Origin of the sequence: Allofranklinella schreckenbergeri (genome assembly GCF_003703475.1) — a bacterium.
Lineage (GTDB): Bacteria > Pseudomonadota > Gammaproteobacteria > Burkholderiales > Burkholderiaceae_C > Lampropedia > Lampropedia schreckenbergeri.
The window spans coordinates 154,871-174,310 of the sequence record NZ_RDQM01000003.1 but is presented as its reverse complement, the minus strand read 5'-3'; the positions used below and the strand labels follow the sequence as shown (position 1 = coordinate 174,310).

The window sequence follows — 19,440 nt, the reverse complement described above, 5'->3', positions numbered from 1 at the left end:
TGGAGAGACCGGGCCAGCCGCAGCGACTGAAAAACCAACGCATCCCTCAAACCACAACAACCCAAGGAGACACTCCATGCACTTTGAACCCACCGAAGACCAACTGGCCTTTGCCGAAACCGCGCGCGCCTTCGCCCAGGCCGAGCTGGCCCCCTACGCCGCGCAATGGGATGAGGAAGGCCACTTCCCCAAGGAAACCATTGCCAAGTCCGGCGAGCTGGGCTTTTGCGGCCTGTACGCGCCCGAATCCATCGGCGGCCTGGCCCTGCCGCGGCTGGATGCCACCTTCGTGTTTGAAGAAATGGCCGCGGTCGATCCCTCCACCACCGCCTTCATCACCATCCACAACATGGCCACCTGGATGCTGGGCACCTGGGGCGGCGACGAAGTGCGCAAGGAATGGGGCGAGCAGCTCACCAGCGGGCAAAAGCTCGCCAGCTACTGCCTGACCGAGCCGGGCGCAGGCTCTGACGCCGCCTCGCTCAAGACCCGCGCCGAGTTGGTGGGCAACGAATACGTCATCAACGGCAGCAAGGCCTTCATCTCGGGCGCGGGCAGCACCGACGTGCTGGTGCTCATGGCGCGCAGCGGCGGCCCCGGCGCATCGGGCGTTTCGGCCTTTGCCGTGCCCGCCAACGCCGAGGGCATCAGCTACGGCAAAAAAGAGCAAAAAATGGGCTGGAACAGCCAGCCCACGCGCACCATCAGCTTCGACAACGTGCGCATCCCCGCGCACAACCTGCTGGGCAACGAAGGCGAAGGCTTCAAGATCGCCATGAAGGGGCTGGACGGCGGACGCATTAACATCGCCACCTGCTCGGTCGGCGGCGCGCAGGGCGCGCTGGCCCAGGCGCAGCGCTACATCCAGGAGCGCCAGCAGTTCGGCAAGGCCATCTCCACCTTCCAGGCGCTGCAATTCAAGCTGGCCGACATGGCCACCGAACTGGTGGCCGCACGCCAGATGGTGCGCCTGGCCGCCAGCAAGCTCGACCGCCAGGACCCCAACGCCACCACCTACTGCGCCATGGCCAAGCGCTTTGCCACGGACTTTGGCTTCAAAGTCATCAACGAGGCGCTGCAACTGCACGGTGGCTACGGCTACATCCGCGAATACCCGCTCGAGCGCCTGCTGCGCGACGCGCGCGTGCACCAGATTCTGGAAGGCACGAACGAAATCATGCGCGTCATCATCGCCCGCCGCATGCTCGACGGCGACGCGCCGGATGTGATCCGCTGAGCCAACGCAGCCGCTGCCCCGCCGCATGGCCGCCCGCCCCCTCGACCCGCACACCCTGCAACGCATCGACGCCGTGCGCGATGCCTTGCTGGCCTGCGCGCCCAGCGCCGAAGTGGCAGAAAAAACCCTGTTCGGCGGCTACGCCTTCATGGTCAACGGCAAGCTGTGCCTGGGCGTGGGCGAGGACGAGCTGCTGTGCCGCATCCACCCCGAGCAACACGACGCCGCGCTGGAGCGCCCCGGCACGCGCGAAATGCGCCACGGCCAGCGCGTCATGCGCGGCTATGTGTTCGTGGAATGGGCCAGCTTGCAAACCAAGGCACAGTTTCAGACCTGGATCGAGCAGGCCCTGGCCTACAACCCGCTGGCCAAGGCAGCGCCCCGTCAGCGAGCACGGCAACAGGCGGGTCAGCGGACAAAAGGACTGCGCGCATGAGCACGCCGCTGCACACCGCCTCCAGTGCCGCCCTGCCCTATTGGATGTGGGTCGGCCTGGGCGGCCTGCTGGGTGCTATCGCCCGCTACGCCCTGAGCCTGCGCCTGAGCGCTGCCACCGCGCCCTCGGCAGGGCTGGCGCCGCTGCCCTGGGGCACGCTGGCGGTCAATCTGCTGGGCTGTTTGGCCATCGGCCTGCTGGCGGGCCTGGCGCTGCGCGGCGATTGGCTTGGCCCCGCGCTGCGGCTGTTTCTGTTCACCGGCGTGCTGGGCGGCTTCACCACCTTTTCCGCTTTCGGGCTGGAGGCGCTGACGCTGCTGCTCCAGCGTCAGTGGGCGCTGGCCTTGGGCTATGTGCTGGCCAGCGTGGGCCTGGGCCTGCTGGCCGTGGCCGCCGGGCTATGGGCTGGCGGCGGCGCGGCCGCATTGCGGCATTGACGCTCTTTCACCCCTTTTTCCCTCAACTCTCAACAACCCTTTCCAAGGAGACTCTCATGAAAATCGCATTCATCGGCCTGGGCAACATGGGCAGCGGCATGGCTTTGAACCTGCACAAGGCAGGCCACGAAGTCAGCGGCTTTGACCTGTCCGAAGCGGCCAAGAAGTTCCACGCCGAGCAAGGCATCCGCGTCGCAGGCAGCGCCAAAGAAGCCGCCGCAGGCGCCGAGGTCGTCATCACCATGCTGCCGGCCAGCCAGCACGTCGAAGGCATGTTTATTGGCACCGCCGAGCAGCCCGGCCTGCTGGCCGACATGCCTGCGGGCACGCTCATCATCGACAGCAGCACCATCGCCGCCGACACCGCCCGCAAAGTGGGCAAGGCCGCCGCTGCCAAGGGCGTGGACTTCATCGACGCGCCCGTCTCCGGCGGCACCGCAGGCGCGGCCGCGGGCACGCTGACCTTCATGGTCGGCGGCAGCGACGCCGCGCTGGAGCGCGCCCGCCCGCTGCTGGAAAAAATGGGCAAAAACATCTTCCACGCCGGCAACGTGGGCGCGGGCCAGACCGCCAAAATCTGCAACAACATGCTGCTGGGCATCTTGATGATCGGCACCAGCGAGGCGCTGGCGCTGGGCATGGCCAACGGGCTGGATCCGAAAGTGCTCTCTGAAATCATGCGCCGCAGCTCCGGCGGCAACTGGACGCTGGAGGTCTACAACCCCGTGCCCGGCGTGCAAGAGGCATCGGCCGCCACACGCGGCTACACCGGCGGCTTCGGCACCGACTTGATGCTCAAGGACCTGGGCCTGGCGCTTGAGAACGCCGTCACCGCCAAGGCCAGCACCCCGCTGGGGGCCATGGCCCGCAGCATCTACGCCGCCCACAGCATCGGCGGCCACGGCGGCGAGGATTTCTCCAGCATCATCAAGATGCTGCAAAAGCAAGCCTGATCAGCAAAGCCCATCGGCCTTTGCCATGACAAAGCCCTGCGTTGGAAGCCAGCGCAGGGCTTTTTTCATGCAGCATGATTATTCACATCAAAGGAAACCCAACCCCTGAACCATCAAGCCGAAACAATGCAATTTTATTTCCTTTGAAATATAAAAAGAAATTCATGTATTACACATCAAAGTAAAACAGCATAGCCATACAACAAGCCATAGCAAGGCCATTTTTTTGCTTTTCGATATGAAAAATAACTACTGCCGCGCCGTGCGCACGTTGCGCGGCAGGGCCTGGGGCTGGCTGCTGCGAAAAGGGTTGATGTCCAGTCCGCCGCGGCGGGTGTAGCGCGCCCAGACGCTCAGTTGCACGGGCTGGCAGCGCTGCCAGATGTCGACAAAGATGCGCTCGACGCAGTTTTCGTGAAAGCCGGTGTGGTTGCGAAAGCTCACGATGTATTGCAGCAGCGTGGCCTGGTCGATGGGGTGGCCGTGGTAGGCGATTTGCACGCTGGCCCAGTCGGGTTGGCCGGTGACGGGGCAATTGCTTTTGAGCAGGCGGCTGGTGAGGGTTTCGCTGACGTGGGCCTGGCTGCGGTCGCTGTGCAGCAGCTCGGGACGGGGGTGGTAGTCGCTGCACTCCACATCCAGGCGGTCCAGATCCAGCCCGTCGAGTTCGGCCAGCGGCTCGGCGTCGAAGTCTTGCGGCGGCACCAGGCGCACGCCCAGGCTGGCTTGCACGGGCGCGCCGCGCCAGGCGGCTTCGGTCAAATCGGTCAGCAGGGTTTGGCGCAGAGCGTCGGCGCTGTCGAAGCGGGTGTTGTTGAAGCTGTTGAGATAGAGCTTGAAGGATTTGCTCTCGATGATGTTGTGCGTTTCGGCGGGAAAGTGAAAGTGGCCGATGGCGATTTGGGGTTTGCCACGCGAGTTGAGCCAGCTCAGCTCAAAGGCCGTCCAGCTATCGGCGCCGACAAAGGGCAGCCGCCCGCGCAGGCCCAGGGCTTCGCGCTGAGCAGCGCGCGCGATGGGAAAGAGCAGGCCGGGGTCGTAGCGGTCGGGGTAGGCGACGTCGCGGCCGAGCGGATTGGCGCGGGCGGTGGCGTGGGGGTTGTCATGGGGATCGGCGCCTGGGGCGCTCGGCTGGGCCTGAGGCAAAGTGGTATCGGACATGGGGTTTCAAGGGAGTAGGCAAAGAGGGCGGGAGAACGGATGCGAGAGAAAAGCCCGCTCGGAAAAAAGGCGCAGCGCAATTGGGCAGGAAAGCAAAAAAATGCAAAAAAAGCACCGGCAGACGGCCCCTGCAACAGACCGCAACCGATTCCGCAAGGAGCGGGGCGGGGATAATACGCGGCTGCGCCCGGCCTTGTCTGTTCATCGTCTGCCGGGCGTTAATGCTTTGACAAACCGTGTCCAGACCTGTTTCCCCGCCTCCCCCTGCGCGCCCGCTCTCCGAGCTGGAATCGGCGGAGCTGTCCCAGCTCAATTCGCCCCAGCCGCCCCGCCTGCAATTGCGCGGCATCACCAAGACGTACCCCGGCGTTGTGGCCAACGATGGCATTGATTTGTGCGTCGAGCGTGGCCAGATTCACGCCATCCTGGGTGAAAACGGCGCTGGCAAGTCCACGCTGATGAAGATCATCTACGGCGCCACCGCGCCGGACGCGGGCGAGATCGTCTTTGACGGCCAGCCCGTGCACATGCGCTCGCCCCAGCATGCGCGCCATTTGGGCGTGGCGATGGTGTTCCAGCACTTCAACCTGTTCGACTCGCTCACCGTGGCCGAGAACATCTGGCTGGGCCAGGAGTGGAGCATGAGCCGCGAGATGCTGGACGTGCTGCTGGATGAAGCCGCCACCGTGTTCGGCCTGGATCTGGAGCACGACCGCCCCGTGCACACGCTCAGCGTGGGCGAGCGCCAAAAGGTGGAAATCCTGCGCGCGCTGGTGGCGCATCCCAAGCTGCTGATTCTCGATGAACCCACCTCCGTGCTCACGCCACAGGCGGTGCAAGGGCTGTTCAAGGTGCTGCGCCGCCTGGCCGATTCGGGGTGCAGCGTGCTCTACATCAGCCACAAACTGCATGAAATCCGCGAGCTGTGCGACGTGTGCACCGTCATTCGCCAGGGCAAGGTGCGCGGCGTGGTCAATCCGCGCCAGCAAAGTGATGCCTCGCTGGCGCGCTTGATGATTGGCATTGAGCCGCCGCGCGCGCAACCGCGCCAAAGCCGCATCGGCGCCAACGCGCTGGAGGTGCACGGCCTGAGTCTGCCCAGCACGCATGTGTACGGCACCGATTTGCACGATGTGCATTTGCAGGTGCGCGCGGGCGAGGTGGTGGGCATTGCGGGCATTTCCGGCAACGGGCAAAACGAGCTGCTGCAAGTGCTCTCGGGCGAGGACGTGCGCGCCCTGCCCGGCAGCGTGCGCCTGTTCGGGCAAGATGCCGCCGCCCTGCCCCCGGCCCAGCGCCGCCGCCAGCACGGGCTGCACTTCGTGCCCGAGGAGCGCCTGGGCCGCGCCACCGTGCCCAGCATGAGCCTGGCGCACAACCTGCTGCTCACGCGCGGGCTGGAAAAGCCCCCGCTGGGCTGGCTCAGCCCGCGCGCGCTGGGCGCCGCCGCGCAATCCATCATTGCCGACTTCGGCGTGCGTGCAGCAGGCAGCCATGCAGCGGCGCGCTCGCTCTCGGGCGGGAATTTGCAAAAGTACATCCTCGGGCGCGAAATGGGCGCGCAGCCGCGCATTCTGATCCTCGCGCAGCCAACCTGGGGGGTCGATGTGGGCGCTTCGGCGCAAATCCGCGCCCAGATTCTGCGCATGGCCGACCAGGGCTGCGCGGTGCTGGTCGTCAGTGAGGAGCTCGATGAGTTGTTCGAAATCAGCGACCGCCTGTATGTGATCTCCAAAGGTACACTCTCGCCCTCGTTGCCGCGCGCGCAGGCCAGCGTCGAGAAAATCGGCCTGTGGATGAGCGGGTTGTGGACGCAGGACGATCCGCAAACCGCCCCCTCCCTCCCGCTGGAGATTGCCACTTTGGTCTAACCCTCTTGTGAACCCTTTTCGCGCTGCTCGATGGCATTCAATTGCAAATCAAAAAGAAACAAAACTTTGCCATTTAGGCAAGTTAGAAATAAAGTCATTTTTCTTTTTGATTGAAACAAAACCACTCGCAGCCCCACACTTTCAACGGCATGAGACTTACCCTTGAGGCCCGCCCCCAACCCTCGCGGCTGTGGGCGTACCTGTCCCCCTTTCTTGCGCTGGCGCTGACCATGTTGCTGGGTGCGGCGCTGTTTGCGCTCTCGGGCAAATCGCCGCTGCAAGGCTTGTACGCCTTCTTCTGGGAGCCCATCAAAAACGCCTACGCCTGGGGCGAAATCATGCTCAAGGCCACACCCCTGCTGCTCATCGCCCTGGGCCTGGGGCTGTGCTTTCGCTCCAACGTCTGGAACATCGGCGCTGAAGGCCAGTTCGTGCTGGGCGCCATCGCCGGCGGCTGGGTGGCCTTGCAGGCCGGGCCGAATACGGGCGGCTGGATCGTCGGGCTGATTTTGCTGGCGGGCTGCGCGGGCGGCATGCTCTGGGCCGGCATCGTCGCCCTGCTGCGCGACCGCTTCAACACCAATGAAATTCTGGTGAGCCTGATGCTGGTGTACGTCGCCGTGCAGCTGCTCAATTACCTGGTGTATGGCCCCTGGAAAGATCCGGCAGGCTACAACTTCCCGCGCACGCCCAGCTTCGAGGCCGTCACCCAATTGCCTCGGCTGATGGCTGGCTCGCGCGCCAATGCGGGCCTGTGGATTGCGCTGCTGGCCGGGCTGCTGATGTGGCTGTTTCTCTTTCGCACCAAGGCCGGTTTTGCCCAGCAAGTGGGCGGCCTGGCGCCCGCAGCGGCGCACTACGCGGGCTTTTCCGCCCGGCGCGCCCTGTGGACGGCGCTGCTGACCTCGGGCGCCCTGGCGGGCTTGGCGGGCGCGCTGGAGGCCATCGGCCCCGTCGGCCAGCTCAACCCGCACATCCCCGTCGGCTATGGTTTTACGGCCATCATCGTGGCTTTCGTGGGCCGCCTGCACCCCTTTGGCATGGTGTTTTCCGCCGTGTTGCTGAGCATGTTCGTCATCGGCGGCGAAGTCTCGCAATCGCAGTTGGGGCTGCCCAAATCGCTCTCCAGCATGTTCCAGGGGCTGCTGCTGTTTTGCCTGCTGGCGTGCGACACGCTCATCAACTACCGCGTGCGCCTCAAGCCCCGCCCGCTGGCCGCCGCTGCGCAGGCTCTCAACCCTGCGCCAGCCGCCAGCGCGGCCCAGCCCCCTGCCCCCTCGCCCACGAAAGGAACGCCGTAATGGACGCCCTCAACTGGCTTGTTCCCCTGGCCGCCACGCTCAACGCAGGCACCGTGCTTGCTCTGGCCGGGCTGGGCCTGCTGATCAACGAGAAGGTCGGCATCATCAATCTGGGCGCCGAAGGCATGATGCTGTGCGCAGCCATTGCCGCCTATGCCACCGTGGTGCACAGCGGCAGCTTTGCGCTGGGGCTGCTGGCAGGCGCTGCCGCCGGGGCCGTACTGGCGGCGCTGTTTGGCCTGCTGGTGATTTTCCTGCACACCAACCAATACGCCAGCGGCTTGGCGCTCAGCCTGTTCGGCATGGGCTTTTCGGCCTATGTGGGCCGGGGCTATGTGCAAGAGAGCCTGCCTGGCTCGATCGACTTCGCCATTCCCCTGCTGGCGGATTTGCCCCTGGTGGGGCCACTGTTCCAGTTGCATCCGCTGGCCTATCTCACCATCGCGCTGGCCTGGGCCATGATGCATTTCTACACCCGCACACGCCCCGGCCTGCTGCTGCGCTCCATTGGCGAATCGCCCGAGGCCGCCCACGCCCTGGGCTACCACGTGCGCGGCATTCGCCTGCTGTGCACAGCCTTGGGCGGCGCACTGTGCGGGCTGGCGGGCGCTTATCTGTCCACCGTCTATAGCCCGCTGTGGGCCGAAGGCATGGTGGCCGGCCAGGGCTGGATCGCACTGGCGCTGACCGCCTTTGCCACCTGGCGCCCAAGGCGCATCTTGCTGGGCGCTTACCTCTTTGGCGGCATGACGGTGTTGCAGTTGGATTTGCAGGCCTCGGGCGTGCAAATCCCCAGCCAGTTCCTGAGCATGCTGCCCTACGTCGTCACCATCGTGGTGCTGGTGCTGATCTCGCGCAACCCCACCTGGATTCGCACCAACATGCCCGCCTCGCTGGGCAAAAGCTTTTCGCCGCGTTGAGCAGGCCCTTTCTTTTTCGCTGTTTGTTTTTGTCTTGATCTTGGAGAACCCCATGAGCACCAACTCCGCCACCCGTCTGGCCCTGCATGGCGCCACCGCGCTGCTGGCCGCTGCCGCCCTCGCCGCATGCGGCAAGCAGGAAGCGCCCAGCGCGCCCGCCGCCACACCGCAGCCGCCCGCCTCCAACGCCGCGCCTGCATCCGCACCCGCCACTCCTGCCGCGCCCGCCAGCAACGCTGCGCCAGCGGACAAGCAGGCCGAAGCCAAGCCCGCCACGCAGCCCGTCAAAGTCGCCTTTGCATACATTGGCCCGGTCGGTGACGGCGGCTGGACGTTTGCCCACGACAACAGCCGCCAGGCCATGGTCGCCAAACTGGGCGACAAGGTGCAGACCAAATTCGTCGAAAGCGTGCCCGAGTCCGCCGATGCCGAGCGCATCCTGCGCGGCTTTGCCGCCGAGGGCAACACCATCATCTTCGGCACCACCTTCGGCTACATGGATTACATGGCCCGCCTGGCGCAAGACTTCCCCAACATCAAATTCGAGCACGCCACCGGCTACAAAACCGCCGCCAACCTCAGCGCCTACGACAGCCGCACTTACGAGGGCGCTTACATGGCCGGCATCGTGGCAGGCGCCATGACGCAATCGAATGTGCTGGGCGTGGTCGGCTCCGTGCCCATCCCCGAAGTCATCCGCAACATCAACAGCTTCACGCTGGGCGCGCAGTCGGTCAATCCCAAGATCACCACCAAAGTCGTCTGGGTCAACGAATGGTTTAACCCGCCCAAAGAGACCGAAGCGGCTACATCGCTCATCAACAATGGCGCGGACATCCTGTTCCAGAACACCGACTCCGCCGCCGTGCTCAAAACCGCGCAGGAAAAAGGCAAGCGTGCCTTCGGCTGGGATTCGGACATGACCGCCTACGGCCCACAGGCGCACCTGGCCTCGGCCATCATCAACTGGGAGCCGTACTACACCTATAGCGTGCAATCGGTCATCGATGGCACCTGGAAAAGCGGCAAATACTGGTGGGGCGTGAAGGAAGGCGCAATCGATTTGGTAAGCCTGGCCGACGATATTCCGCAAGAAGTGAAAGACAAGGTTGCCGCCGTCAAGCAAGGCCTCAAGGACGGCAGCTTCCATATCTGGAAAGGCCCCATCCTCGGCCAGGACGGTCAAGAAGTGCTGGCCGCCGATCGCGTAGCCGACGACGACTTCCTCACCAGCATCCGCTTCTACGTGCAAGGCGTGGAAGGCAAAGTGCCAGGTCAATAAGGCCAAGCGCCTGTTCAAAGGCTTTGGGACGGTGGCAGCTGACCCCGCCGCCCCGCTGCATAAAAAATCGCTTTCCGGCCGACACGTTTGCCAGAAAGCGATTTTTGTTTTGTGGCGGCCTTTCGGCCCCATGAATCCGATGCAATCGAGAGGCTGCACTGCAAAGTTGCAAAGCCAGCCCCTCAACGGCCGCAGCCACAGCCGCCCGCGCCCCCACAGCCTCCGCCTGCCGGACTGGGCGACTCTGCCTGGTAGGGCATTTGCGGCGCATCGCGGCTCGCGCCTGCGGCGGCCAGGCGGGCTTCGTAATCGGCCCACCACGCGGCCTGCTGCTGGCCCATTTCATACAGATAGGCCCAAGTGTAAATGCCGCTATCGTGCCCATCGCTGAAACGGGGCTGGATGGCGTAATGCCCCACAGGCTCAATGCCCACGATATCCACCAGGCGCTTGCCGGTTTGCAGCACGCTTTGCCCCGGGCCATGCCCTTGCACCTGCGCGGAAGGCGAATACACACGCAGCAACTCAAAAGGCAGGCGGAAAACTTCGCCCGTGGCAAAGCCGATTTCCAATGCACGGGACTGGCCGTGCAGCGTGATGTGGGTAGGCGCGGGGGGTTGCGCGTCAAGGCCAGCCATCGTGTTCGTCCTTTTCCATTCTTTTGCTACCAAACGGCTTATCCAACGGCTTGTTCGCCAGTTGGAAGCGCTCACTCCTTCGCCTCAGATGCCCCGCTTTGCGGCGCACGCGGCTCCACATCGGTCACATCGGCCTGGATGCGCTGCTGCTGTGCACGGGCGCGGGCGTAACGGTTCATCGATTGGTAACCGTATTGAAAGCCGTTGCGCGGATCAAAACGCCCCGCCGTCCACGCCCCCACGGGTTTGCCCGTCAGGCGCGCCCAAATCCGCCGCACTTGAAACACCAGCCAAAACCCGGCCACCGCAAACAGAAAAACAAAAAACAAGGCCGCCCCGGCCATCAAGCCCAAAGCCAACAGCAAGGCGCTGGCCACCATTGCGATCACATTGTTCAAACGACAACCCTTTCCATCATGGCGGCGGAAAAGCTCCCCCGCATGGCGCATGCATGTAGCGGCATTTGCTGCGACTTCAAGAGGTCACACGATTTACACATGTGAGATTGGCATACTGAGTGCACTGCAATGCAGCCGTCCCATGCATGGAATAGCCATAGTATGATGCCCACGATATGTTGCAAATCAGGAGATTTGCAGATTTTTGACACAGTTTTGTGACACTTTGGCCGTAGGCATCGTGTATGGCATTGGCTCCAGACACCGAGAGTATTTTTGGTCCGGATTCGGTTTTCGGTCGTGCGGTGGCGAAGATTTCCCGCCGCGGGCCGCGCACGCCCCAAAAGGACAAGGCCCCCCTTGCGGTGGAGACGGAACAGCAGTTTCGCAGCGAGCTTGATGCCATCGCCTCACAGACCGCATCGCAAACTGCCGATGCTTACAAAGGCCACCACATCGTCCATGGCGTTTCCGGCGCGGGCAAGACCGTGAGGCTGCTGCACCATGTGCAGCGTCTGGCGGCCAAACGCACGGAGCAGAACACCGCCCCCATCCTCGTGCTTTGCTACAACGAGCCGCTGGCCGTCTGGTTGCAAAGCCAGTTTGCGCGCCGCGGGCTGGCGCGCCACGTCATTGCCCGGCATTTTCACCGCTGGTGCCGCGAGCAGTTGATGGCCTTTCACCTGCCGCCGCCGCCCAAGGAAATGCCGCCTTCGGCCCAGATCAAGGATTTGGTGCAGCGCGTCATCCATGCGCTCTCCACCGGCGCGATTCCTGCCGGGCAATACGCAGCCGTTCTGGTGGATGAGGCGCACGATTTCGAAGCCCCCTGGCTGAGCATGCTGGCCCAATTGCCCGCCAGCCCGGACAACCATCTGGTGCTGTATTACGACGATGCCCAAAGCCTGCTCAAACGCAAACGCACCGAGCGCATCCGCTTCGACCAGCATGGCATTCGCACAGACAGCATCCAACGCTTGACGGTCAACCGGCGCAATACGGAGCCAGCTTTCAACGCCATCATGCGCATGGCGGGCGCCTTGGTTGAGCCGATTGAGGCGGATGCCAACGGCATCCCGCGCCTGCAACCGCAAAGCAGCGGGCGGGCAGGCCCGGCGGTGTTGTTCTTCCCCATGAGCAACTTGCGCGAGCAGGGCCGCAAGGCGGTGGAGCTGTTGCAGCAGGCGCACAGCCTGGAAGGCATCCCTTGGCGCAAGATGGCCGTGCTGTGCGACAACCGCTTTCAAATGGACGTGTGCGATGGCGCCCTGCGCTACCAGCGCGTGCCGCGCCAACTGCGCCGGGGCGCGGGCGATTACGACCCGTATTCGGACACCGTCAAAATCATGAGCCTGCAAGCCTGCGCGGGGCTGGAGTTCGAGGTCGTCGTCATCGTTGATTCGGGCGAGCCGCCCTCCTCGGAGCTGGAGATCGAAGAAAAACAGCGCCAGCTCTACATCGCCGCAACGCGCGCGCGCAACAAGCTCTACGTCATTGGCATCGGCAAGCCCTGCGTGGAGCCTGCCCCACAGCCAGATGAGGCCGATTAGAGCGTGTTATGCACTTTGCGCCCCCCCGCGCTGGCCCCAAAACCGTGTAATCGCAAGGCGGCGCGCGCCGCCAAGGCTGGCTGCCTTGGCAAGCGAGCGGGCGCGGCGAGTGCCGACCCTCACTCCAGCAATGCAGGCGCCTCGGCGCAAGCGCTGCGCATGCGTTCTTCAAGCTGGGGGCGTTGGTCTTTCAGCCATTGCAGGCCTTGCAGGCGCTCGGTGGGCGCATCCTCGGCCCGGGTGTGCGGCGCGGCCCATATGGGGGCGGGGTAATAGGCATCCCAGGTGTAGCGGGCGATTACGTGCCAGTGCAGGTGCGGCACCATGTTGCCCAAGCTGGCGAGGTTGATCTTGTCGGGCGCGATGGTGGCGCGCATGGCGCGCTCCAGCGCGGTGAGGATGCGCATGCAATGGATTTGCGCGCCCTCGTCCAGATCGCTCCATTCGCGCACGTGGCGTTGCCAAATCACACGGTAAAACGCGGGCAGGGCAGGATCTTCGTCCACATGCACCACGCGCACATGTGCATCTTGAAAAACCACGCGCCCGCCCGCGCCTGCACACAATGGGCACGGCTGGGCTTGTACGGGCGTTGGCTGGGGTGCGCTTTGGCTGGCAGGCTGGGGCATGGGCGGTTTTCCCTTGATTTTTCCTGGGGGGCAGGGGCTGCTTGAGGTCCGCTTGGGCGCTTATTTCGTGCCAAAGATGCGGTCGCCCGCGTCGCCCAGGCCGGGGAGGATGTAGCCGTGCGCGTTCAGCTCGCGATCGACGGCGGCGGTGTAGATGTGCACGTCGGGGTGCTCTTGTTGCAGCAGGCGCACGCCTTCGGGCGCGGCCAGCAGGCACATGAATTTGATGGAGCGCGGCTTCAACTCCTTGATGCGGCGCACGGCGGCCACGACGGAGTTGCCCGTCGCCAGCATGGGATCGACGACGATGACATCGCGCTCGGCCACTTCCGAGGGCATCTTGAAGTAGTACTCCACCGCTTGCAGCGTGTCCGGGTCGCGGTACAGGCCGATGTGGCCCACGCGCGCGCCGGGCACGACGTTGAGCACGCCATCGAGAATGCCCCCGCCTGCGCGCAGGATGGAGACGAGCACCAGCTTTTTGCCGTCGATCATGGGGGCCATCATGGTCTCCAGCGGCGTTTCGATCTCCACCTCTTGCACGGGCATGTCGCGCGTGACTTCATAGGCCATCAAGGTGCTCAACTCATTGAGCAAGCGGCGAAAGCCGTTGGTGCTGGTGGTTTTCACGCGCATCAGCGTGAGCTTGTGCTGCACCAGGGGGTGCTGGATGACGTGCAGGGTTTGGGGGTTCAAGTTCATGGCTGAAGGGGCTGAAACAGGTTATTTTTACAAATCAAAAAGAAATAAAATAACGACATTTCGGCAATATGGGCAATAATTCAAATTTCTCTTGAATTGTATAAAAGGAAACAGTGCCTGCGCGGCGATCACCGCCCCGCAGGCTTGCCGGGAGTTTGCTCAGGCGCTTACTGCGCTACCCAGCCGCCATCCATGTTCCAGGCCACGCCGCGGATGTTCTCGCCCGCGGGCGAGCAGAAAAATGCCGCCAGCTCGCCCAGCTCCTCGGGCGTGGTAAAGCGCTGCGAAGGCTCCTTGGCACCCAGCAACTGGCGTGTGGCTTCGTCGTTGCTGATGCCGTTTTTGGCCGCCAGCGCGTCAATCTGCTTTTGCACCAGCGGCGTGAGCACCCAGCCCGGGCAAATGGCGTTGACCGTCACGCCCGTGGTCGCTGTCTCCAGCGCCGCCACCTTGGTCAGGCCCACCACGCCGTGCTTGGCGGCCACGTAGGCGGATTTTTCTGCCGAAGCCACCAACCCGTGCACCGAGGCGATGTTGATGATGCGCCCCCAGTTAGCCTTGCGCATCGCCGGCAGCGCCAGGCGCGTGGTGTGGAACACGCTGCTGAGGTTGATGGCGATGATGGCGTCCCAGCGCTCGGGCGGGAAGTTCTCGATCGTGGCCGTGTGCTGAATGCCGGCGTTGTTCACCAGCACATCCACCTGGCCGAATTCGCGCTGGGCGAATGCCATCAGCTCCTCGATCTGTGCTGGCTGGCTCAAATCCGCGCCGTGATAAGCCGTGCGGATGCCGTGGGCCGCGCCTGCGCGCTCAATCTCCTGTTGTGGCTGCGTCGCATCGCCAAAACCATTGACGACGATGTTGGCGCCATGTGCAGCCAGCACTTTGGCAATGCCCAGCCCGATGCCGCTGGTAGAGCCTGTGACCAGCGCTGTTTTGCCTTTGAGATTCATGAAAGTGGCCTCCGTGAGTCAGAAAATGGGGATGCACAGCCAAGCGCCAGCGCGGCCAAAGTGCGCCGCGCCCGCCAGCGTATGCGGTAAATTGGCGGGCCGCATTTTCGCAGCTTTGCCCTGCCCCGAAAGCGCCGCGCCAGGCCGCCAAGGCCGCTCAAGCCCTCGGCAACAGCGCGCACCACGCCCACCCCTTGCCCGTGAGAAACGCCATGACAGCCACATCCCCCGCCCTGCCCCGCCTGCGCTACGTTCACTGCCCCGGCGCCAGCAAAAACAACCCCAACGGCATCGGCCATGCCCAAACCCACCGCATGGCCTATTGGGATTGGACGGATTGGGCCGCCGCCCAGGCCGCGGGCAGCGCCGACGCGCCCGATCTGGGCCACCTCATCGTCTGCGTGCACGGCCTCACCCGCAACGGCCGCGACTTCGACGCCCTGGCCGCGCGGCTGGCGCGGCGCGCGCGCGTGGTTTGCCCCGACGTTGCCGGGCGCGGCCAAAGCGACTGGCTGGCCGATCCCGCCCAATACCAGGTGCCGCAGTACGTCAACGACATGCTCGCCCTGCTGGGCCAATTGGTGCAAGAAGCCGCCAGCGCAGGCCAGCCCATCACCCGACTGGACTGGATCGGCACCAGCATGGGCGGGCTGATCGGCATGGGCTTTATCACCCTGCCCGGCTTGCCCCTGCCCATCAGCCGCCTGGTGCTCAACGACGTGGGCCCCGCCCTGGAGTGGAGCGCCATTGAGCGCATCGGCCAATATCTGGGCAAGCCGCTGGAATTTGCCAGCGAGCAAGAAGGCGCGGCCTATCTGCGCCAAATCGCCGCCGCCTTCGGCCCCCACACCGATGCACAGTGGCAGGCCCTCTCGCGCCCGCAATTTCGGGCGCTGGACAACGGCCGCCTGACCCTGCATTACGACCCGGCCATCGCCCACATCTTCCAAACCGCCACCGCCCCCAGCCCGGCCGCGCAAGAGCTGATGTGGAGCCTCTACGACGCCATCACCGCCCCTACACTGCTGCTGCGCGGGCAAGACTCCGACCTGCTCAGCCCCGCCACCGCCCAGGCCATGACCGCGCGCGGCCCAAAAGCCCAGCTGATCGAATTTCCCGGCGTCGGCCATGCCCCCACCTTGGTGCAGGACGAGCAAATCCGGGCGGTGGAGGAGTTTCTCTTTCGGCCCCAAAACTGATTTCACATCAAAGTAAAATCAAATTTACGCATATCAAGCCATAAACAGGATATTTTTTTGCCTTTTGATTTACAATAAAAACCCATCAAAAAGCAAAAGAATCGCCCCGTTATGGCTTGATACGCCACAACCTTGAATCACCATTGATCTGGAAAACAATCCAGCCCAGCCCATGCACCTCGACGTCAAAATCCTCGACGAACGCCTGCGCGCGCAAATGCCCACCTACGCCACCCCCGGCAGCGCCGGGCTGGATTTGCGCGCCTGTCTGCCAGCGCCCCTAACGCTGGAGCCTGGCCCCAACGCCACCCTCATCCCCACCGGCCTGGCCATCCACCTGCGCGATGCCGGCTACGCCGCCCTCATCCTGCCGCGCTCCGGCCTGGGCCACAAACATGGCCTGGTGCTAGGCAACCTCGTCGGCCTCATCGACAGCGACTACCAGGGCGAGCTGATGGTCAGCGCCTGGAACCGCGGCAGCCAGCCCATCACCATCGCCCCGCTGGACCGCATCGCCCAGCTCATCATCGTCCCCGTCGTGCAAGCGACGTGGAACATCGTCGAAAACTTCGACCAATCCAGCCGCGGCAGCGGCGGCTACGGCTCCACCGGCACCGATTAAAACGTGGTTAAAGCGCGCTCAAAGCCGCACCGCCCCGCAACCGTCCCACACATTCGCGCCCCCTTTATTTACGAGCTTTTACACAAGCCCTATCCCGCCTCAAGCCCCCAGGCGCTAGGATGGCGCCCGTTATGTGATTCCTGTTCTTGATGAAGGAGAAGCCCATGTCCACCATCCGCACCACCTTGCTCACCAGCGCCTGCGCAGCCGCCTTGACCTTGGCCGGTTGCCAAAGCACCCCGCTCTACCCCCAGCAAGGCGGCTACCAGCAGCCCGCTTACCAACAACCCGGCTATCAACAGCCCGGCTACGGCGCTCCCGCCCCCACCCGCGCGCCCGTGAACGTGCTGGAGTACGGCTACGTCACCAACATCGAGGCGCTGCAAAACGCCCACCGTGGCAGCACCGGCGCAGGCGTTGTGCTGGGTGCAGTGGTGGGCGGCCTGCTGGGCAACCAGGTCGGCGGCGGGCGCGGCCGCACCGCTGCCACCATCGCTGGCGCCGTTGGCGGCGCCATGGCCGGCAACACCATTGAGCAACGCATGGATGGGCAAAACGGCCAAATCTACGGCTACCGCATCACCATCCGCGTGGACAATGGCCAATACCGCGTCTATGACGTAACCGACACCGGCGGCCTGCGCATCAACGACCGCGTGCAAGTGCGCAACGGCGAAATCGCCCGCCTGAACTAAACCGCACCCAATTGCCGCGCAAGTGCTGAAATTGCAGGTACAATGCGCGGTTTCCGGAGAGATGGATGAGTGGTTTAAGTCGCACGCCTGGAAAGCGTGTGTAGGTTAATAGCCTACCGCGGGTTCGAATCCCGCTCTCTCCGCCAGGTTAGAAAGCCAAGTGATTGATTTCACTTGGCTTTTTCTTTACCTTCCGGCCTACTCGCTCGCCACCTGTCCCGCCAATGCGGCTCCGGACATGATGAGAAATAGATACGAAGTGGCTCAGCTTCATCGCAACAGGTTTTCCGCACCGCAAAGCGCGCCATGACGACCGCCATCCCCCAGCCCCAAGACACGCGCCAACTCCTCTCCGGCCTGGCTTTGGCGGCGCTGGGTTCCATCGCCTTCAGCGGCAAGGCCATCATCGTCAAGCTGGCTTACCGCCATGGGGTGGATGCCGTCACGCTCATCATGTACCGCATGCTGTTTGCGCTGCCGTTGTTTGTGCTCATGGCTTGGCTGGCCGGTCGCGGCAAGCCGCCGCTGTCGGCCAGGGATCAATGGGGCATCGTGGGGCTGGGCATTTCGGGTTATTACCTGGCCAGCATGCTCGATTTTGCGGGGCTGCAATACATCAGCGCCAGCCTGGAGCGGCTCATCCTCTACCTCTGCCCCACGCTGGTGATGCTGCTGGGCTGGCTGCTGCGCGGGCGGCGCGTCAGCCGGGCGCAAATGGTGGCCGTCGGCGTCAGTTATGCGGGGGCTTTGCTGGTGTTTGGGCTGGAATTGCGCGTGGCGCCCACTGCGGCCACGGCTTGGGGCGCTTCGCTGGTGTTTGCGTCCACATGCAGCTATGCCCTGTACCTGTTTTTCAGCGGCGAGTATGTGCAGCGCATCGGCTCGCTGCGCCTGGTGGGTTGGGCCACCTCGTTTGCCTGCCTGTGTTGCATCGGGCAATTCCTGCTGCTGCGGCCTTTGAGCGCGGCCATCGTGGCGCCCGAAGTGCTGTGGCTGTCGCTGCTCAATGCCACGCTTTGCACGGCGGCGCCCGTGCTGTTGGTGATGCTGGCCATTGAGCGCCTGGGCGCTGCGCTGGCCGCGCAGGTAGGGATGGTCGGCCCGCTCTCTACCATCGCCTTGGGCATTCTGATCTTGCAAGAGCCTTTCACACCCTGGCTGGCGGTGGGCACGGTGCTGGTGATTGCGGGGATTGGGCTGTTCAGCCGCGCTCGGGGCGCATAGCGCGCAAGAACACGCCCCAACTGGGGTTTTCGGGAGGCAAGACGCTCTAATATTCGCCGTTGCCCGGCACACGACGGCCAGGCTTGGTTTTTTCAACTCCATGAGGAACACTCGCCATGAAACTTCACAAAACCCTTCTTGCCCTCTGTGCAGCCGTTGGCCTGGGCCTGGCCGCTCAATCGCCTGCGCTGGCGCAAACGAAGAATTACAAGAGCGAATACAAAATGTCGCTGGTGCTGGGTACCGCCTTCCCCTGGGGCAAGGGCGGTGAAATCTGGGCCGATCTGGTGCGCGAGCGCACGCAGGGGCGCATCAATATCAAGCTCTACCCTGGCGCATCGCTGGTGGGCGGCGACCAGACGCGCGAATTCACCGCGCTGCGCCAAGGCGTGATCGATCTGGCGGTGGGCTCGACGATCAACTGGTCGCCCCAGGTCAAGGAGTTGAACCTGTTTTCCATGCCTTTTCTGATGCCCGATTACAAGGCCATCGATGCCCTCACCCAAGGCCAGGTGGGGCAGGATTTGTTTGGTGTGCTCTCCAAGCGCGGCGTGGTGCCGCTGGCCTGGGGCGAAAACGGCTTCCGGGAAGTCTCCAACTCCAAGCACCCCATTCGCACGCCTGAGGACATGAAGGGGCTGAAGCTGCGCGTGGTCGGCTCGCCGCTGTATCTGGACACCATGACGGCCCTGGGCGCCAACCCCGTGCAAATGAGCTGGGCCGATGCGCAGCCGGCGATGGCCTCGGGCGCGGTGGATGGGCAGGAAAACCCCATCTCCGTCTTCGCCGCCGCCAAGCTGGAGAGCGTGGGTCAAAAGCATTTGACGGCCTGGGGCTATGTGGCCGATCCGCTGATCTTCGTTGTGGCGGAAAACGTCTGGAAATCCTGGAGCGCCGAAGACCAGGCCATCGTGCGCCAGGCTGCCGTCGATGCCGCCAAGCAGCAGGTGGAGATCGCCCGCAAAGGGATGACGGGCAGCGACCAAAGCCAGTGGCAAGACCTGCAAGCCAAGGGCGTGCAAGTGCACCACCTCAGCGATGCCGAGCGCCAGCAGTTCGTCAACGCCACGCGCGAGGTGTACGCCAAGTGGAAAAAGCACATCGGCGAAGCGCTGGTGGAAAAAGCCGAGCAGGCCGTTGCTGGCCGTTAAACAGCCTTGCCCAGGCCGCGCCCCAAGCGCTGGCCATTGTGGCCATTGCATAGAGGGCCTTGCCACGCAAAGCGGAGCTTG

Annotated in this window: 20 protein-coding genes and 1 tRNA gene; 15 read left to right on the top strand and 6 right to left on the bottom strand. The window is 64.0% G+C overall.

The features are described 5' to 3' along the window. Positions 1 to 76: 76 nt before the first annotated feature. The 4 genes from EBQ26_RS03500 to mmsB are packed head-to-tail and all read left to right on the top strand — an operon-like array spanning position 77 to position 3,063. A complete protein-coding gene (locus EBQ26_RS03500; protein ID WP_122237639.1) occupies positions 77 to 1,237 on the top strand; it encodes an acyl-CoA dehydrogenase family protein in 1,161 nt (386 codons plus the stop codon). A 25-nt stretch (positions 1,238 to 1,262) separates the two neighbouring features. Then, positions 1,263 to 1,673, top strand: a complete 411-nt coding sequence (locus EBQ26_RS03495; protein WP_122237638.1) for a TfoX/Sxy family protein — start codon at positions 1,263 to 1,265, stop codon at positions 1,671 to 1,673. Beyond that, a complete protein-coding gene (gene crcB, locus EBQ26_RS03490; RefSeq protein WP_095538456.1) occupies positions 1,670 to 2,110 on the top strand; it encodes a fluoride efflux transporter CrcB in 441 nt (146 codons plus the stop codon). Before EBQ26_RS03495 ends, crcB begins: the two co-directional genes overlap by 4 nt. Positions 2,111 to 2,166: 56 nt before the next feature. Continuing rightward, positions 2,167 to 3,063: a 3-hydroxyisobutyrate dehydrogenase gene (mmsB, locus tag EBQ26_RS03485; RefSeq protein WP_122237637.1), complete on the top strand. Its 897-nt coding sequence runs from the start codon at positions 2,167 to 2,169 to the stop codon at positions 3,061 to 3,063. 249 nt (positions 3,064 to 3,312) lie between these two features. Here the strand turns inward: mmsB and queF are convergent, their stop codons facing one another. Continuing rightward, the gene (queF, locus tag EBQ26_RS03480; protein ID WP_122237636.1) at positions 3,313 to 4,224 is read right to left on the bottom strand and encodes an NADPH-dependent 7-cyano-7-deazaguanine reductase QueF; all 912 of its coding nucleotides are present in this window, start codon (positions 4,222 to 4,224) and stop codon (positions 3,313 to 3,315) included. A 284-nt stretch (positions 4,225 to 4,508) separates the two neighbouring features. Here queF and EBQ26_RS03475 point away from each other — a divergent pair, with 284 nt between their 5' ends. The 4 genes from EBQ26_RS03475 (at position 4,509) to EBQ26_RS03460 (ending at position 9,598) form a co-directional block, all read left to right on the top strand. Continuing rightward, positions 4,509 to 6,095, top strand: coding sequence for an ABC transporter ATP-binding protein (locus EBQ26_RS03475; protein ID WP_122237696.1), 1,587 nt, complete (start codon positions 4,509 to 4,511; stop codon positions 6,093 to 6,095). Between the two features lie 149 nt (positions 6,096 to 6,244). Continuing rightward, positions 6,245 to 7,396, top strand: a complete 1,152-nt coding sequence (locus EBQ26_RS03470; RefSeq protein WP_122237695.1) for an ABC transporter permease — start codon at positions 6,245 to 6,247, stop codon at positions 7,394 to 7,396. Then, on the top strand, positions 7,396 to 8,316 hold the full coding sequence (locus EBQ26_RS03465; RefSeq protein WP_122237635.1) for an ABC transporter permease: 921 nt from the start codon (positions 7,396 to 7,398) through the stop codon (positions 8,314 to 8,316). The genes EBQ26_RS03470 and EBQ26_RS03465 overlap by 1 nt, the downstream gene beginning before the upstream one ends. A 52-nt stretch (positions 8,317 to 8,368) precedes the next feature. Continuing rightward, on the top strand, positions 8,369 to 9,598 hold the full coding sequence (locus EBQ26_RS03460) for a BMP family ABC transporter substrate-binding protein (protein WP_122237634.1): 1,230 nt from the start codon (positions 8,369 to 8,371) through the stop codon (positions 9,596 to 9,598). A gap of 182 nt (positions 9,599 to 9,780) precedes the next feature. On the opposite strand, the gene EBQ26_RS03455 is transcribed toward EBQ26_RS03460, so the two are convergent. Continuing rightward, positions 9,781 to 10,236, bottom strand: a complete 456-nt coding sequence (locus EBQ26_RS03455) for a gamma-butyrobetaine hydroxylase-like domain-containing protein (RefSeq protein ID WP_122237633.1) — start codon at positions 10,234 to 10,236, stop codon at positions 9,781 to 9,783. 71 nt (positions 10,237 to 10,307) lie between these two features. Further along, on the bottom strand, positions 10,308 to 10,634 hold the full coding sequence (locus EBQ26_RS03450) for a hypothetical protein (protein ID WP_122237632.1): 327 nt from the start codon (positions 10,632 to 10,634) through the stop codon (positions 10,308 to 10,310). Between the two features lie 245 nt (positions 10,635 to 10,879). On the opposite strand from EBQ26_RS03450, the gene EBQ26_RS03445 reads away from it, so the two are divergent. Beyond that, entirely contained in the window at positions 10,880 to 12,184 is a 1,305-nt protein-coding gene (locus tag EBQ26_RS03445; protein ID WP_122237631.1) for a 3'-5' exonuclease, read from the top strand. Positions 12,185 to 12,303: 119 nt separating this feature from the next. Here EBQ26_RS03445 and EBQ26_RS03440 read toward each other — a convergent pair whose 3' ends face one another. The 3 genes from EBQ26_RS03440 to EBQ26_RS03430 all read right to left on the bottom strand — a co-directional run bounded on the left by EBQ26_RS03440 (position 12,304) and on the right by EBQ26_RS03430 (position 14,468). Next, positions 12,304 to 12,813, bottom strand: a complete 510-nt coding sequence (locus EBQ26_RS03440; RefSeq protein ID WP_122237630.1) for an HIT family protein — start codon at positions 12,811 to 12,813, stop codon at positions 12,304 to 12,306. 60 nt (positions 12,814 to 12,873) lie between these two features. Continuing rightward, positions 12,874 to 13,515, bottom strand: a complete 642-nt coding sequence (gene upp, locus EBQ26_RS03435; RefSeq protein ID WP_122237629.1) for a uracil phosphoribosyltransferase — start codon at positions 13,513 to 13,515, stop codon at positions 12,874 to 12,876. Between the two features lie 167 nt (positions 13,516 to 13,682). Next, positions 13,683 to 14,468 (bottom strand): 3-hydroxybutyrate dehydrogenase, encoded by a 786-nt coding sequence (locus EBQ26_RS03430; protein ID WP_122237628.1) that lies wholly within the window; start codon positions 14,466 to 14,468, stop codon positions 13,683 to 13,685. A gap of 212 nt (positions 14,469 to 14,680) precedes the next feature. Here EBQ26_RS03430 and EBQ26_RS03425 point away from each other — a divergent pair, with 212 nt between their 5' ends. The 6 genes from EBQ26_RS03425 (at position 14,681) to EBQ26_RS03400 (ending at position 19,359) form a co-directional block, all read left to right on the top strand. Further along, positions 14,681 to 15,667: an alpha/beta fold hydrolase gene (locus EBQ26_RS03425; RefSeq protein WP_122237627.1), complete on the top strand. Its 987-nt coding sequence runs from the start codon at positions 14,681 to 14,683 to the stop codon at positions 15,665 to 15,667. Between the two features lie 172 nt (positions 15,668 to 15,839). Then, positions 15,840 to 16,289 (top strand): dUTP diphosphatase, encoded by a 450-nt coding sequence (gene dut, locus EBQ26_RS03420; RefSeq protein WP_122237626.1) that lies wholly within the window; start codon positions 15,840 to 15,842, stop codon positions 16,287 to 16,289. A 164-nt stretch (positions 16,290 to 16,453) separates the two neighbouring features. Next, the gene (locus EBQ26_RS03415) at positions 16,454 to 16,984 is read left to right on the top strand and encodes a glycine zipper 2TM domain-containing protein (protein WP_122237625.1); all 531 of its coding nucleotides are present in this window, start codon (positions 16,454 to 16,456) and stop codon (positions 16,982 to 16,984) included. Between the two features lie 55 nt (positions 16,985 to 17,039). Next, positions 17,040 to 17,130: transfer RNA gene (locus EBQ26_RS03410), tRNA-Ser, on the top strand. A 160-nt stretch (positions 17,131 to 17,290) separates the two neighbouring features. After that, on the top strand, positions 17,291 to 18,208 hold the full coding sequence (locus EBQ26_RS03405; RefSeq protein WP_122237624.1) for a DMT family transporter: 918 nt from the start codon (positions 17,291 to 17,293) through the stop codon (positions 18,206 to 18,208). 116 nt (positions 18,209 to 18,324) lie between these two features. Next, a complete protein-coding gene (locus EBQ26_RS03400; RefSeq protein ID WP_122237623.1) occupies positions 18,325 to 19,359 on the top strand; it encodes a DctP family TRAP transporter solute-binding subunit in 1,035 nt (344 codons plus the stop codon). Positions 19,360 to 19,440: the final 81 nt, after the last annotated feature.